The 15,343-nt window shown below is 46.8% G+C and carries 13 protein-coding genes; 10 read left to right on the top strand and 3 right to left on the bottom strand.

Going from position 1 to position 15,343, the window contains the following annotated elements:
• Positions 1-17: 17 nt before the first annotated feature.
• The 4 genes from FPZ44_RS15460 to dnaJ all read left to right on the top strand — a co-directional run bounded on the left by FPZ44_RS15460 (position 18) and on the right by dnaJ (position 5,459).
• Positions 18-1,598 (top strand): TCP-1/cpn60 chaperonin family protein, encoded by a 1,581-nt coding sequence (locus tag FPZ44_RS15460; RefSeq protein WP_144991432.1) that lies wholly within the window; start codon positions 18-20, stop codon positions 1,596-1,598.
• A 99-nt stretch (positions 1,599-1,697) separates the two neighbouring features.
• On the top strand, positions 1,698-2,252 hold the full coding sequence (grpE, locus tag FPZ44_RS15455) for a nucleotide exchange factor GrpE (protein WP_144991431.1): 555 nt from the start codon (positions 1,698-1,700) through the stop codon (positions 2,250-2,252).
• Between the two features lie 111 nt (positions 2,253-2,363).
• Complete coding sequence (gene dnaK / locus FPZ44_RS15450) at positions 2,364-4,205, top strand: molecular chaperone DnaK (protein WP_144991430.1); 1,842 nt, start codon at positions 2,364-2,366, stop codon at positions 4,203-4,205.
• A 129-nt stretch (positions 4,206-4,334) separates the two neighbouring features.
• Positions 4,335-5,459, top strand: coding sequence for a molecular chaperone DnaJ (dnaJ, locus tag FPZ44_RS15445; protein ID WP_144991429.1), 1,125 nt, complete (start codon positions 4,335-4,337; stop codon positions 5,457-5,459).
• Positions 5,460-5,578: 119 nt separating this feature from the next.
• Here dnaJ and FPZ44_RS15440 read toward each other — a convergent pair whose 3' ends face one another.
• Positions 5,579-6,850: an MFS transporter gene (locus FPZ44_RS15440; protein ID WP_144991428.1), complete on the bottom strand. Its 1,272-nt coding sequence runs from the start codon at positions 6,848-6,850 to the stop codon at positions 5,579-5,581.
• Between the two features lie 23 nt (positions 6,851-6,873).
• Complete coding sequence (locus tag FPZ44_RS15435) at positions 6,874-7,773, bottom strand: polysaccharide deacetylase family protein (RefSeq protein ID WP_144991427.1); 900 nt, start codon at positions 7,771-7,773, stop codon at positions 6,874-6,876.
• 257 nt (positions 7,774-8,030) lie between these two features.
• Between FPZ44_RS15435 and FPZ44_RS15430 the strand changes: the two genes are divergently transcribed.
• A complete protein-coding gene (locus tag FPZ44_RS15430) occupies positions 8,031-8,369 on the top strand; it encodes an antibiotic biosynthesis monooxygenase family protein (protein WP_144991426.1) in 339 nt (112 codons plus the stop codon).
• A gap of 47 nt (positions 8,370-8,416) precedes the next feature.
• On the opposite strand, the gene FPZ44_RS15425 is transcribed toward FPZ44_RS15430, so the two are convergent.
• Positions 8,417-9,943, bottom strand: coding sequence for a glycine betaine uptake BCCT transporter (locus FPZ44_RS15425; RefSeq protein ID WP_144991425.1), 1,527 nt, complete (start codon positions 9,941-9,943; stop codon positions 8,417-8,419).
• A gap of 420 nt (positions 9,944-10,363) precedes the next feature.
• Here FPZ44_RS15425 and FPZ44_RS15420 point away from each other — a divergent pair, with 420 nt between their 5' ends.
• From FPZ44_RS15420 to FPZ44_RS15400, 5 genes are all read left to right on the top strand, one after another.
• A complete protein-coding gene (locus FPZ44_RS15420; protein WP_144991424.1) occupies positions 10,364-12,229 on the top strand; it encodes a fibronectin type III domain-containing protein in 1,866 nt (621 codons plus the stop codon).
• A 157-nt stretch (positions 12,230-12,386) separates the two neighbouring features.
• Entirely contained in the window at positions 12,387-12,563 is a 177-nt protein-coding gene (locus FPZ44_RS15415; protein ID WP_144991423.1) for a YfhD family protein, read from the top strand.
• A 213-nt stretch (positions 12,564-12,776) separates the two neighbouring features.
• Positions 12,777-13,754, top strand: coding sequence for a 50S ribosomal protein L11 methyltransferase (gene prmA, locus FPZ44_RS15410; protein ID WP_144991422.1), 978 nt, complete (start codon positions 12,777-12,779; stop codon positions 13,752-13,754).
• Positions 13,755-13,830: 76 nt separating this feature from the next.
• The gene (locus tag FPZ44_RS15405; protein WP_144991421.1) at positions 13,831-14,511 is read left to right on the top strand and encodes a site-2 protease family protein; all 681 of its coding nucleotides are present in this window, start codon (positions 13,831-13,833) and stop codon (positions 14,509-14,511) included.
• Positions 14,512-14,574: 63 nt separating this feature from the next.
• On the top strand, positions 14,575-15,342 hold the full coding sequence (locus FPZ44_RS15400) for a 16S rRNA (uracil(1498)-N(3))-methyltransferase (protein ID WP_144991420.1): 768 nt from the start codon (positions 14,575-14,577) through the stop codon (positions 15,340-15,342).
• Position 15,343: the final 1 nt, after the last annotated feature.

Raw genomic sequence — 15,343 nt, 5'->3', positions numbered from 1 at the left:
CAGAGAGGAGGGGTTCGATGGCGCAGCATCCATCTTCAAGGCAGGAAAGTGATGAGCGTTATGCGACGCTCCTCAACAATGCCCAAGCTGTTCGCACTTTGTGCTCAGCGGTAGAAGGAACATTAGGTCCGAAAGGGCTGGATGTAATGCTAGTCGGGGCACAGGGAGACATCATATTAACGAATGATGGAGTCACCATTCTTGATCGAATGGATGTAACTCATCCCGTTGCTAAACTTGTTATTCAAGTAGCTTGGGCCCAGCAGCAGGAAGTTGGAGACGGAACGACGACAGCGACCGTGCTCGCTGGAGCGTTGGTTGAAGCGGGTGTTCAGCAAGTTATGCGCGGCGTTCCTGCAGCGAAGGTTGTAGCTGGCATTCAGCAGGGCATTGCATATGCTTCACAATTGTTAGCGGAGCGAGCGATTGCATTGCAAGGCTGGGACGACTCTCTGCTGCGCCAAGCCGTATATGTCGCAGGGCGTGAGCAAGAAGATATTGTTGAGCTTGTGCTGGAAGCAGGTAAGCTGATTGGTTGGGACACGCTAAAGAGCCGAACCTTCCGATTGGCAGACGCAGTTGAAGCTCATGAGCTGGCTGAAAATGAATCCTTCGAAGGATTGCTGCTGAAACAGAAGCCGCTTCACTATGAATGGCTGTCTGAGCAAAGGGACTGCCGAGTGCTCGTCTTGCAAGACGGACTCGTGCCAGAGGAGCTTGATGAGCAATTGCTCTCTACAGAGGCTGGCTTCCAGCAGTATATGCAGCTGCAGCGTGCTTTTATGCTACAGCTGGAGCAGCTGAAGCAGCTTGGGGTAGGCCTCATCGTGCTAGAGCGCAGCATTCACCCGGAGGCCGAGCAGTTCTGCTTCGACCACGAGATTATGGTCGTGCAGCGTGTGAGCCGCGAGCAGGTGAAGCGTGTGGCGCAGCTCACGGGAGCGAAGCCGCTCAAGCGAACGGCCTTAAGTAAGGCCGGCAACGAGCTCGAAGCGATGCTCGGGCGGACGCCAGCCGTTCGCTATGACGAGCGGCTGGAGCGCGTGCGGCTGTATGCAGCGCCACAGCCGTCGCTATCCGCATGGTCACCTGCGGCAGGCGCTGCGAAGCAGGTGACCATGCTCGTCGGTGCGAGCACGCGCGAGATTGTCGGCGAGCGGGCACGTATCGCCGCCGACGCAGCCTCCGCGCTGCAGGCCGCCATTCAAGGCGGCGTCCTGCCGGGCGGAGGCACCGCCGAATTGGCGGTGTCCTACGCGCTGGAGCGCTATCGCGAAACGGTGCGCGGTATGGAGGCGTTCGGCATTGCCGCAGTCGCTGAAGCGCTGCGTAAGCCGATGGCGCAAGTGGTGCTCAATGCCGGCTACAATCCGCTGGAGAAGCTCGAGGAAGCGCGTGCGGCGCAAACGGCCGCAGGCAATGATGCCATCGGCATCGACTGCGATACAGGCGCCTTGCTGCCTGTCATGGAAGCAGGCATCGTCGATCCAGCGCGCGTGAAGCTGTACGCATTGCGTGCGGCGGGAGAAGTCGCCGCAGCAGTCCTTCGCATTCATACGGTAATCAAGATGCGTGATAGTGCTTCAAGCAGAGAGTAACGATGGCATACAATCAATGAGTTTCATGAAATCATCATTGAGATCAATGACGAAAGTCATCAGGATAGATAAGTTTACTACATAGGGGAGGTGAAGGAGTTGAAACAAGAACAAGATGCGAACCTGCAAGAGCAGGAGGCAACTGCTTTCGAGCAAGAACAAACAGAAACTGCTGCTGAGGTTGGCGGCGAAGAGTCAAACGACCTTCAAGCAGTATTGGAGCAAGCGAAAGCAGAAGCGGAAGAAAACTATCAACGTATGCTGCGTGTACAAGCAGATTATGATAATTTCCGCCGCCGTACGCTGAAAGAGAAGGAAGACTTGGCGAAATACGCATCTTCTAAGCTCGTTACGGACCTTGTTCCGATTTTGGATAATTTTGAGCGCGCACTTTCTACGAATCCATCTAGCGATAACGATTCGTTCTCGAAAGGTATCGATATGATATTCCGTCAGTTCCAGCAAGTGTTGGAACAAGAGGGTGTAACTGCAATTAAAGCGGTAGGCGAGCCGTTCAATCCGGAATTCCATCAAGCGATTATGCAAGTGGAGACGGATGAATACGAAGAAGGCATCGTCGTAGAAGAGCTGCAAAAGGGCTACATGCTGAAAGACCGCGTTGTGCGTCCAGCAATGGTTAAAGTAAGCTCTTAATCTTGTACATCAGAGCAAATTCAATTTATTTAATAATAACTACAAAACATTCTACGCAGTAGTAGCAAAGCCAATTTGTGAAGCTGCAAACCTTGAAGGAGGTCACTTTTCATGAGTAAAGTAATCGGTATTGACTTGGGAACAACAAACTCTTGTGTGGCAGTAATGGAAGGCGGCGAGGCTGTCGTAATTCCAAATCCAGAAGGCGCTCGCACGACGCCATCCGTTGTAGGCTTCAAAAAAGACGGTGAGCGTGTTGTTGGTGAAACAGCGAAACGTCAAGCGATCACAAATCCGGATCGTACAGTAATGTCTATTAAGCGTCATATGGGTACAAACTTCCCAACGAAAATTGACGACAAGAGCTATTCTCCACAAGAAGTATCTGCAATGATTCTTCAAAAGTTGAAAGCAGATGCAGAAGCTTACTTGGGTCAGCCAGTAACGCAAGCTGTTATTACGGTTCCAGCTTACTTCAATGACTCCCAGCGTCAAGCGACGAAGGATGCAGGTAAAATTGCAGGTCTAGAAGTATTGCGTATCGTCAACGAGCCGACAGCGGCTGCATTGGCGTACGGTGCAGATAAAGAAAACGATCAAACGATCCTTGTCTATGACTTGGGCGGCGGTACATTCGACGTATCGATCCTTGAGCTTGGCGATGGCTTCTTCGAAGTTAAAGCAACAAGCGGTGACAACAGCTTGGGCGGCGACGACTTTGACCAAGTAATCATCGACCACTTGGTTGCAGAATTCAAGAAAGAGAACGGCATTGACCTGGGTAAGGACAAAGCAGCTGTTCAACGTCTTAAAGATGCTGCTGAGAAAGCGAAGAAAGAATTGTCTGGTGTGATGACGACAACAATCAGCTTGCCGTTCATTACAGTTGTTGATGGCGTTCCACAACACTTGGAGCTTAACTTGACTCGTGCGAAGTTCGAAGAGTTGTCTGAGAACTTGGTAGAGCGTACGCTTGCTCCTACACGTCAAGCGATGCAAGATGCTGGCTTGACTCCAGCTGACATCCACAAGATCGTACTTGTTGGTGGATCTACACGTATCCCGGCTGTTCAAGAAGCAATCAAGAAATTGACAGGTAAAGAGCCATATAAAGGCGTTAACCCGGACGAAGTTGTTGCACTTGGTGCAGCTGTTCAAGCAGGTGTCTTGACTGGTGACGTTAAAGACGTTGTATTGCTAGACGTAACTCCATTGTCTCTAGGTATCGAGACAGCTGGCGGCGTATTTACGAAGATGATCGAGCGCAACACAACAATTCCTACGCAAAAGGCTCAAGTATACTCCACGTATGCTGACAACCAAACAAGCGTAGAAATCCACGTGCTTCAAGGTGAGCGCTCTATGGCAGGAGACAACAAAACACTTGGACGCTTCATCTTGTCTGACATTCCACCAGCACCACGTGGCGTTCCACAAATCGAAGTTACATTTGATATTGATGCGAACGGTATCGTTAAAGTATCTGCACAAGATAAAGGTACTGGTAAAATTCAAAACATCACGATTACTTCTTCCAGCGGTTTGTCTGATGATGAAATCGACCGCATGATGAAAGAAGCAGAGCTTCATGCTGAAGAAGACAAGAAGCGTAAAGAGATGGTTGAAGTAAGAAACAATGCTGACCAACTCGTTTACACAACTGAGAAAACAATCAAAGATCTTGGCGACAAAGCAGATCAAGCTGACGTTGACAAGGCTAATGAAGCAAAAGAAAAAGTGAAAAAAGCGCTAGAAGGCGACAACCTGGATGAGATCAAAGCAGCGACAGAAGAACTTACAGAAATAGTTCAACAGTTGTCTGTGAAGCTTTACGAGCAAGCTCAAGCAGCTCAACAGGGTGCTGAAGGTCAAGGCGCTCAAGATAGCGGTGCGGCACAAAGAGACAACGTCGTAGATGCGGATTATGAAGTTGTTGACGAAGACAAGAAGTAATCGTCTTCGCTAGGAAGTCAAAGCTGAGCTGCGCTCGGCTTTGACTTTCCTTTTGTCAGCGGTGATAGACTTGAATGGGAGAGCCATCGCTGATAAGATTAAAATTTGTAAGGTAATGGGGGTGGAACAATGGCAGATAAACGCGATTATTATGAGGTGCTTGGAGTCAACAAAGGCTCTGGCGATGATGAGATCAAGAAAGCATACCGCAAATTGGCACGTCAGTATCACCCTGACGTGAACAAGGCTGCAGATGCAGAAGATAAGTTCAAAGAAGTGAAAGAAGCATATGACGTATTGAGCGACACGCAAAAGCGTGCGGTGTATGATCAGTACGGTCACGTTGATCCGAACCAAGGTATGGGCGGCGGAGGCTTCTCAGGCGACTTTGGTGGCTTCGGCGATATTTTCGACATGTTCTTCGGTGGCGGAGGCAATCGTCGTGATCCGAACGCACCACAGCGTGGGGGCGACCTTCAATATACGATGCAAGTGGAATTTAAAGAAGCGGCATTCGGCGTAGAGAAGGAAATTACGATTCCGCGTACCGAGCAATGTGATCCGTGCTTCGGCACAGGTGCGAAGCCAGGTACGAAGCCAGAAAAATGTTCTACTTGTGGTGGAACAGGTCAGCAGGAAGTTGTACAGAACACGCCGTTCGGCCGTATGGTGAACCGTCGTGCTTGCTCCACTTGCCAAGGAAAAGGTAAAGTGATCAAGGAGAAGTGCAGCAGCTGTCATGGAAACGGAACAGTGAAGAAGCAGCGTAAGATTAACGTTCGCATCCCAGCTGGTGCTTATGACGGAGCACAGCTTCGCATGACCGGTGAAGGTGAGAGCGGTCTGCGCGGTGGACCGGCAGGCGACCTGTATATCGTTATCCGCGTGAAGCAGCATGAATTCTTCCAACGTGAAGATGATGACATTTACTGCGAAGTACCATTGACGTTCGCGCAAGCGGCGTTAGGTGACGAGATTGAGATTCCGACGCTTCATGATAAAGTGAAGTTGAAGATTCCGGCGGGTACACAAACAGGTACGTATTTCCGTTTGCGCGGCAAAGGTGTTCCTCATCTGCGCGGCAACGGCAATGGCGATCAGCATGTGAAAGTTATCGTTGTGACGCCAACGAAGATGAACGACGAGCAGAAAGATTTGCTTCGTCAGCTCGCTTCTATTAGCGGAGAGCATCCAAAGGGCAGTCATGAAGAGACATTTTTTGATCGTATGAAGCGTGCATTCCGTGGAGAATAACCAATAATGCTTGCTATATAGTTGTGCAAATGTTTATTGAGTTAACTGATAAGAAAACATAGGCAAACGATACTGCAAACCTTAGCTGAGTGCTGCTCGGCTAAGGTTTGTTTTTTAGACTATGCTTCGACTTTTAAACGATAGAAACAAACAAATGCAAATAGCAGAGCTACGATAGGGATTCCTGCGAGCATAAGACGTATTCCCATTATCGCTAACTCAGGCTGCTGTGCAGCGTCTCGGACGTATCCGGTATTTTCAAGCAGGAAGCTCATAATTAACGCTTGAAGAGAAACACCCCAACGAATAATGAAGCCATTCATGCCAAAGTACATCCCTTCTCGTCTAGCCCCGCTTTTCACCTCATCTTGATCAATAACCTCTGCAAGCAGTATTTCCAGCAGTACCATCAATCCAGCGAGGCTGAATCCGATAAACAGACTGGTCACATAAGTAGCTGCGCTTGTTGAAATAAAGAGTAGTGGCAGCAAAGAGAGCATATACAGTACAATCGCTGCTAAAATGGCCCGCCTAGGACCATATTTTGTTGTCCAGCGTGCCCACACGTAAACACTTGGAATAGCCGTTAGGAACACGATGCCTAACATATACGTATTTGCTAGCTCAGGGGCGTTTAACACATATTTGCTGAAGAAAGGGATAGCGGCAGGTAGCAGCGCGAACGTAAATTGAACGAGGAATCCTCCAGTGACATAAATAACAAACATGCGATTGCGCAGCGTAAGGCGAAGGGCCTTGACTAAATCGATTGGTTTGGTTGCGTTTACATTTGATCGTTCTTTGGCGCCAGCAGCTGTAACGAGAAGAAAGACGGCTGAACAAAGGCCGAATACTAAGCCCATAGACTCCCATCCGTATTCACTATAAATAAGCGGAGGGAGCGCTACGCCGACGAGCATGCCGACAATGCCGAACATTTGCTTCCAAGATGCCGCAGCTGCTCGTTCACGTATCGTAATAAACATTTCAGGAAACAGCGCAGAGTAGTTCAGAATAACAAGTACGTATAAAATATCAAATAAAATGACGATTCCGAAAAAATAATAGATGATGCTTTCCTGTGGCGCTAGGGGAAACCATACAAGGGTGAACACAGCAGCTAATGGGATGGAGCCAAATGCAATATAAGGGATGCGTCTTCCCCAACGCGTTCGATATCGATCTGAGACATATCCGAACAAAGGATTAAGAATAGCACCGATGATCCCGTGCATGACCATAACAATGCCGACATGGGATGGTCGTGCACCTAAAATGTCTACATAGTAGTACACGATATAGGCAGCGAACATTTGCGCCATAACATTAGCTGAAAAGTTGCCGGTAGCATAGAAAATCGTTCGTTTCCTTGCTAGTGGCTGTTCACCCATAAGTGATCTCCTCCTCCATCGATTTATGGGGCAGAGCGGCGTTGAGCATCACGAACTTCGGACCATTTTATAAGCTGAATCCCTTCTTCGTGAATGACTTGCTGTACGTCTGGATCACGGAATAGCTCGAACTCCATGCCGCGTCTTTCCCAATGCGGGGTAATGGATTTGAGTTCATCTGTGACGATAGCAGGATGGAGGATCATTTCAGTTAATCCTGCAGTAATGCTGCGCAGCAGGGCAATCATCTGTGCTTTGACTCCGTCATACGTATCTCCATGCTGGCCTGTGTAGGGAAGCCCTATGAGATCATCGAGAATATATACACCTTTAGACAATCCGAGCTCGGCACGCTCTTGAGCCAAGGGCTGTAAAATAGGCGGGATTGCTGTCCCATGCTGGGGCATACGGAAGGGCAGCTGATATTGTACGCATACATCAAATACGATATTTAGGAAGTCCTGGCCTGATGCCAATCCGTATACGCTGCCCATATGGTTATCCAAATGTGAAGGCACAAGGCCTGCTCGAATAGCCATTTCAATTTGGCTGATCATTTCAGCGCGCAGCTCTTCAGGATTCGCCCGTTCTTCTACAGCTAAGCAATGCTCAGGAAAATGCCCGAGATCATCCACTAATGACAGGGTAGTGCCGCTTCGGTTCACAGGTCCCCATTTGTACGAATCCCATTCACTAGTAAAGGTGAGATGAACACCTACATCATAGCTTGGGTGACTTGCAGCCCAGCTAACCGCATCTTTTGCCCATGGACATGGCATCATCACTGTAGCAGAGCTTATTACTTGCTCCGTTAATAACTGCTTAATGGCTGCGTTAACAGAATGACACATGCCGAAATCATCAGCATTAATAATAAGCAGTCTGTCATGTGGGGAATAGCCTAATCGTTCAGCACCATTCATGATGCAACCTCCTTTTTAAAGTCAAATCGTTAACCATGTTATCGCTTACTTTTTCGTTACTCTAACATATTCATCTTTTGTATAAATTGAACGTGGAACGTATGCAGCAAACGCATATGTTTCAAACAGACGACGTTTACATCTCTCATTAAAATAGATAAAATAACATCGATCATCTTCAATTACGATAAATATCATTTAATCATGATGAGGTGAGCTTGAACTAGTTCTGTAAATATTTATAACGGAGGTGCTGTATGAGCAATATTGCACAAACGCCACAGCCGCCATATTATGCGGTAATTTTTACTTCTGAACGAACTGAAGGAGATCACGGTTATGCTGATATGGCAAATGAAATGGTAGAGCTTGCATCTCTTCAACCAGGATTTTTAGGTGTGGAAAGTGCCCGTGAAGGTGTAGGTATCACGGTATCCTATTGGGATTCTCTCGAAGCTATACATAAGTGGAAACAGAATGAGCGACATTTACTTGCTCAACGAAAAGGCATGTCAAAATGGTATCTCCAATATAAAACGAGAATTTGCAAAGTCGAGCGAGATTACGGATATGAAGCAGCAAGCATGGGTACATAGAGCAGTAAAAGAGGGGCCTTCTGTTAGAAGTGCCCCTCTTTGCTGTATTAAGGTTGGTTAGCACGCAGTAATTTCTCAAGCTGCTTTCGCTTTTGTTTTTCAAGTAAGCGGCGCTCCCGATCTTCTGCCTTCAACGCTCGATTCAATGACATGACCATGCCAAGCAACACAAAGGTAAATGGTAAAGCGGTCATGATTGATGCGCTTTGCAAAGAACTCAAACCTCCGCTCATAAGCAAAACAGCAGCGATTAATGCGGTAAATACACCCCAAGCAAATTTCACTTTTTTGTTCGGATTAGGATTTCCGTCCGTAGACATCATCCCCAGTACGAACGTTGCTGAGTCTGCAGATGTAATGAAGAAGGTGACGATTAGTATAATAGCTATCACGGCGAGTATAATGCCGCCAGGTAAGCTTTCTAACGTAATGAATAGGGCAGATGTCAAATCGGCCTTTACGGCTTCGACGATTGGCTTGCCTTGGAACATATCAAGATGTAAGGCTGTCGAGCCAAATGTAGCAAACCAAATGAAGCTGAATCCACTTGGCAGCAGCAGTGTCCCTAATACGAACTCTTTAATCGTGCGGCCTTTGGATACCCGAGCAATAAAGGAACCGACGAATGGAGCCCATGCGATCCACCATGCCCAATAGAATAAGGTCCAGCTCGCCACCCAAGAGTCTTCTGTAAATGGCGTCATTCGCAAACTCATCTGTATAATATTTTGGAAGTAGCTTCCTAACGTTGTTGTGAATGTATCAAAAATAAACGACGTCGGTCCAATTAACAAAATGATGATCAGCAGACCGATTGCGATGATCAAGTTCGTATTGCTCAATAATTTCATGCCTTTATCCAATCCTGACATGGTGGAGCCCAAGAACATGATGGATACGATGACGATAATAATAATTTGCATCGTTGTCGTATTCGGTAGACCAAATACGTGAGATAAACCACCATTGATTTGCATCGCACCAAGACCAAGTGAAGTAGCAACCCCAAAGGCAGTAGCGATAACTGCTAAAATATCAATTGTTTTTCCAATCGGTCCGTTTACTTTATCTCCTAGCAGCGGGTGAAACGTCCAACTAATAAGCCCTTTGTAGCCTTTACGGAACATAAAGTAAGCAAGTCCAAGTGAGACAAGCGTGTATATTCCCCAAGGGTGAAGCCCCCAGTGAAAGAACGAGTAGCGCAGAGCGGTACGAGCAGCCTCTACAGTCATGGGATCACCTTCTGGTGGTACCATGTAATGGCTTATCGGCTCAGCAACTCCCCAAAATACGAGACCAATCCCCATGCCTGCACTGAACAACATAGCGAACCAGGACATATTTGAATACTCAGGCTCATCATCTTCATCGCCAAGTGTAATATTGGCGTACTTACTGAAAGCCAGGTACAGCGTGTAGACGAGAATAATCAACGCTGCGATCAAATAAAACCATCCAAATCTATTCGTGGCGAACGATAGGGCTTCATTAGTGAAGGCTCCTAAATGCTCAGGGGCGAACAACCCCCATAACACAAAAATCATAATGACAATAAGAGAAATGACAAATACCATTGCTTCACTCCTGTTCTAATCTCAGGATTTTGGAAAATTCCACTTCTGACACAGCATTTTTCAACATATACACGAATATCGTCTCTTTTGAGCGGCTATCTGCCGGTAATGATCGACTGTGTGGAATTTTGCAAAACCCTAAATATGATAAGTACGACATATTAATTACCCATTTTGGATGGTATTGAAACAGGGACACCAACATTCTCCGCTTTTTCTTTTAACATGTACGATTTCCTCATCTTCCATCCATCGTGTTTTTCAAAATTGCTATCACCTAGTTTCTTTATCATTTCATGAGTTTGGTTATTCGCTTTTACTTATGAGTCTTTCTTTAAGGGGGTGATAGGGCTAATACGAGCGGGCGCTTTTATGTAAGCGTTATGAATATGTGAACACAAACAGAGGAGGTATGTATTAATGGATGTATGGTTGGAAAAGGTTCGTTGTAAGGCTGCTGTTATCGTATTGATTACTGTGCTTATTTGTACTCTTTTACCTATATCAGTCGTTAATGGAGGTGTTGGAAGCAGTACCAATTCACAAGACTCTGCAATCGCATCGCTCCCTTCTACCAACAAGCTAATCGTTGGCTACTGGCACAACTTCGATAACGGATCGGGCTATGTAAGGCTAAGAGATGTATCCACGAAATTTGACGTTATTAACGTTGCGTTTGCTGAGCCGACAAATGGCCCGCGCGGTGGGACTATTGGATTTACCCCGTATCAAATTACTCCAGCTGAACTAAAAGCAGACGTGCAATATTTGCAGAGCTTAGGTAAAAAAGTAATCATCTCCATCGGCGGTGCAAATGGTCAAGTTCAGTTAGAGACGGCACAAGCACGCGATCAATTTGTCAGCTCAATGAAATCGATTATTACGACCTATGGATTTGATGGCTTGGACATAGACTTTGAAGGACATTCCCTCTACTTAAACAATGGCGATTCAGATTTCCGCACCCCAACTACTCCTGTTATAACTAATCTCATCTCAGCGATAAGAGAGCTCCATACTCACTTCGGCGATTCCTTTATGATTACGATGGCTCCAGAAACTTTCTTTGTACAGGTTGGATACAGCTTCTATGGCGGAACGGGCACTGGTGCAGATCCACGGGCAGGGGCCTATTTGCCTGTTATTCATGCGGTGCGTGATATTCTCGATTGGCTGCAAGTGCAGCATTATAATTCAGGACCGATTACAGCACTAGATGGCACGTACTATACGATGGGAAATGCAGACTTTCACGTAGCGATGGCAGATATGGTTCTTACAGGCTTCCCAGTCGCAAGAAACAATGAGCGATTTTTCGCTCCGCTTCGGCCTGACCAGGTTGTGGTCGGATTGCCTGCTAACGTGAACGCAGGAGGTGGATTTACAACCGTAACAGAAGTGCATAAAGCATTGGATTATTTATATAAAGGGCAGACGTTTGGCGGTAGGTATGTCCTGAGAAATCCGGCTGGGTATGCCAATATGCGCGGACTGATGACATGGTCGATTAACTGGGATCGCTACAATAATTTTGAATTTTCAACAAGACATCGTGCTTATCTTGATGCGCTGAACGTAGTGCCTGATACTCAAGCTCCTTCTGTTCCAAGTCAAGTACGGACAACAGCTGTAGGTACAAATAACGTGAGTCTAGCTTGGCAAGCGTCTACAGATAATGTGGGCGTGACGGAGTACGATATTTTTGAGGGCGTTAATAAAGTGGGTAGTACAGCTGGTACATCATTTGCCGTTCAAGGGCTTGCCCCTGATACAACGTATTCTTTTACTGTAAAAGCAAGAGATAGAGCAGGGAATGTATCTGCAGCCAGCACGGCGCTAGCGGTCAAGACAGGAGTTGTCGTGCCAGATCCAACACCGCCAACCGCTCCAACGAATGCTGTCGTCAGCAGCACAACTGCAACTTCTATTGCTCTTACATGGACGCCTTCAACAGATAATATAGGTGTCACCGGCTACACCGTTAGCTATGGCACTTCGCAAGTGAACGTTGCAGCGGCTAATGCAACGATTACCGAATTAGCAGCCAATACCACGTATACCTTTACAATCGTGGCTAAGGATGCAGCAGGGAATCAATCGACAGGTACGACGATTCAAGCCACGACTAGCCAAGCACCGAGTGCGAGCGATTGGAAGGCAGGCGTCAGTTATAAAGTAAATGATGAGGCGACCTTTGCTGGAAAGGTGTATGTATGCCGTCAACCTCACACATCGCTGTTAGGGTGGGAGCCTCCGAATGTGCCTGCGCTATGGCGCTTGAAATAAAGATCGCTGTAGGGCGCAGCCCGATGGAGGATGAAGGATAGATGAAGCAAGGATAAATAATGGCTCCTTCAGTCATGTTAAAGAAGGAATGACGTCTATCGCCTTACTCAGTGAACGGTGTAGACAATCGTTCTATTTTGTGACGGGAGGGATTACGATGACGCAGTATGATGAGAACAAACAATCGAGCCTTTATGATCAAGGAGCTCAAAGCGGCAAGCTGCCAGTAGCTAAAGCCGAGGATGTTGAATTTTCTGAGGAATTGGCAGACGAGGCGGATCGCATCGCAGCGGAGCGTGCACGTCAAGCTGATGCGCGCGCAGAACAGCAGTAGGCTTGGGGATTAGTATTTCCATCAGGAATAGTATTTAGATTCGAGTAAAGTGACAATCTGGTTAGTGCAACAAAAAGGAACCCCTTAACAACAGATGCTAGTGGCTTTGCTGCTATTGGTCTGTCATTGTAAGGGGTTCTATTTTTGTGTACAATAGTAAGGATGTAGACCTTTTTCTACATGCAATATGAGAGTTTAAGGGAGGCACCATACGTGTATTGGCATGAATTAACGATACATACAACGGAAGAGTCGCAGGAGATGATTTCTAATTTCTTGCATGATGCTGGAGCTGGCGGAGTTGCAATTGAAGAATCCGGTACTTTGAATAAACAACGTGATACGAGCTATGGACAATGGTACGAGCACGATTTGAACGATATCCCTGAAGGCCAAGCTGTTATTCAAGGCTACTTTGCAGATGGTACAGATTTGCAGGCTGTTGGGGCAGAAGTGAAGTCTCGCATCGATGAACTGAGCAGCTTTAACATCGATACAGGGGATGTGAAGATGAGCTGGCGCCGCGTTCATGAAGACGATTGGGCAAATGCGTGGAAGCAATATTTCAAGCCGATTCGTGTTTCGGAACGCTTAACGATCAAGCCAACATGGGAAGATTACACTCCTGAATCAGAAATCGAGAAAATTATTGAGCTTGACCCTGGTATGGCGTTCGGAACAGGAACGCATCCGACGACTTCTCTTTGTTTGCGTACGTTGGAAACAGTAATCAAAGGCGGGGAAGAAGTTATCGATGTAGGTACAGGTTCCGGTATTTTAGCTATCGGCGCGATGAAGCTTGGGGCTCGTCATGTACTTGCAATCGATCTTGATCCAGTAGCGGTAGCAAGTGCTACGGAAAATGTCAGCCTTAACGGATTGTCCGATCAAGTAACGGTACGAGAAGGCGATCTCTTGAAAATTATCGATACGCAAAATGGCGACAAGGACACTGGATTAGGTGTAACTTTGCCTGTCCCTGTTGTAGTCGCAAACATTTTGGCAGAGATTATCGTTCTGTTTATCGATGATGTGTACAAGGCGCTTCAACCGAACGGTATTTATATCGCTTCTGGTATTTATAAGAACAAAGAAGATCTTGTTGAGCAGGAGCTTATTAAAGGCGGTTTTGTTATTGAAGCGAAGCATCGTGATGAGGACTGGATCGCGATAGTTGCTCGCAAAGTGTAGGTTAACGTCATTCCAATTTCTATGGGTATCATGAACATGAGGTCATGATATCTGAACAAGAAAGGCGTGGGAGAGTATGGATTGGAGTAACTTTTTTCGTGTGCCTCTTGATCACCTGCCGTTCGTAGTACTAGTCTTATTGATCGCATTTGCAGTTCATGAGTTTGCACATGCGTATGCTGCCTATAAGTTTGGTGATCCAACGGCTAAAATGCTTGGTCGTGTGACGTTAAATCCGGCCAAGCATATCGATATTTTCGGCTTGCTGCTATTCGTCATTGTAGGGTTCGGATGGGCGAAGCCTGTACCTGTGAACCGTGCGAATTTTAACAAGCCTCGCATGATGAGTATTATCGTGACTGCGGTAGGGCCGTTAAGCAATCTACTGCTTGCCTTTTTCGGTATGCTTATCTATTATTTGCTTATTTTTAGTCTTGGGCTTGATTTAGGGACAGGCAATCCACGTGTTGGAGAAGCGTTGTCTATCTTCTTCGGTTACTTCTTACAATTCAATATTGTCATGTTCGTATTTAACTTGATCCCGTTGCCACCGCTTGATGGTTACCGCATTGTAGAGGAGCTTGCTCCCCTTCCGGTTCGTCGCAAGCTGGCACAGTTTGAACAGTGGTCGGTCTTTATCTTTTTGCTAATCGTGTTCATTCCGCCGTTAAGAGCTGTAACGATTGAACCATTGTTTAGTCTTGTGGAACCAATGATGACAGGTATCATGGAATTCTGGCTGCGCTTCTTTGTTTGATAAGTCAGCCAGATTGGTAGCGTTTGAGTGAATAAAGTTGTATGATGAGGAATGTTGATAACGATGCAAAAATATTTTGTAGAACCTGAGCAATTCGGCGATGAAGAAGTCATTATTACGGGACAGGATGCACATCATCTTGTACGTGTTATGCGTTCAAAGCCAGGTGCAAAGTTCATCGTCAGTGATGGAGAAGCTAGAGAAGCTTTGGTAGAACTTGTAGAAGCTGATAGCGAGCAAGTGAAAGCACGTATCCTTGAGCATCGGGCAACGACGGCGGAAGCGGCATGTCGAGTAACGATTGCACAAAGCTTGCCAAAGGGCGACAAGATGGAGCTTATTATTCAGAAATGCACGGAAATCGGTGCGGTTTCTTTCATTCCGTTCCAATCGGATCGGACAGTCGTGCAATACGATAGTAAGAAAGAAGCGAAGCGGCTGGAGCGCTGGAGCAAGATAGCGAAGGAAGCCGCCGAGCAAAGCCACCGCAACCGTGTTCCTGATATGAAACCAAGTATGAGCGTTAAACAACTCGTACAGGCAATGGAGCAATACGATCTGGTACTTCTATGCTATGAAGATGAACGCGGCACTCAAATTCGCGACGTTGTGCAGCCTTATGCAACGAAGGTTGCTAGCGTTGTGGACAAGGGTGAAGTTCTTATTATTGTAGGACCTGAAGGCGGATTTACCGCACAGGAAGTAGAAACATTTGTGAATGCGGGTGCTGTAAGCGTAGGCTTGGGGCGCCGCATATTGCGAGCAGAGACAGCAGGCATGTTGGCATTAACGTGCGTGCTGTACGAAACAGGTGAAATGGGAGGAGTGTGAA

The sequence above is a fragment of the Paenibacillus agilis genome (assembly GCF_007786455.1).
Classification (GTDB): Bacteria; Bacillota; Bacilli; order Paenibacillales; family Paenibacillaceae; genus Paenibacillus_B; species Paenibacillus_B agilis.
This window is presented reverse-complemented; position numbering and strand designations above follow the sequence as displayed.

Coding starts and splice junctions, on each gene's coding strand:
- FPZ44_RS15460 (WP_144991432.1), top strand. CDS start 18: ATGGCGCAGCATCCATCTTCAAGGCAGGAAAGTGATGAGCGTTATGCG.
- dnaK (WP_144991430.1), top strand. CDS start 2,364: ATGAGTAAAGTAATCGGTATTGACTTGGGAACAACAAACTCTTGTGTG.
- dnaJ (WP_144991429.1), top strand. CDS start 4,335: ATGGCAGATAAACGCGATTATTATGAGGTGCTTGGAGTCAACAAAGGC.
- FPZ44_RS15440 (WP_144991428.1), bottom strand. CDS start 6,850: ATGGGTGAACAGCCACTAGCAAGGAAACGAACGATTTTCTATGCTACC.
- FPZ44_RS15435 (WP_144991427.1), bottom strand. CDS start 7,773: ATGAATGGTGCTGAACGATTAGGCTATTCCCCACATGACAGACTGCTT.
- FPZ44_RS15430 (WP_144991426.1), top strand. CDS start 8,031: ATGAGCAATATTGCACAAACGCCACAGCCGCCATATTATGCGGTAATT.
- FPZ44_RS15425 (WP_144991425.1), bottom strand. CDS start 9,943: ATGGTATTTGTCATTTCTCTTATTGTCATTATGATTTTTGTGTTATGG.
- FPZ44_RS15420 (WP_144991424.1), top strand. CDS start 10,364: ATGGATGTATGGTTGGAAAAGGTTCGTTGTAAGGCTGCTGTTATCGTA.
- FPZ44_RS15415 (WP_144991423.1), top strand. CDS start 12,387: ATGACGCAGTATGATGAGAACAAACAATCGAGCCTTTATGATCAAGGA.
- FPZ44_RS15405 (WP_144991421.1), top strand. CDS start 13,831: ATGGATTGGAGTAACTTTTTTCGTGTGCCTCTTGATCACCTGCCGTTC.
- FPZ44_RS15400 (WP_144991420.1), top strand. CDS start 14,575: ATGCAAAAATATTTTGTAGAACCTGAGCAATTCGGCGATGAAGAAGTC.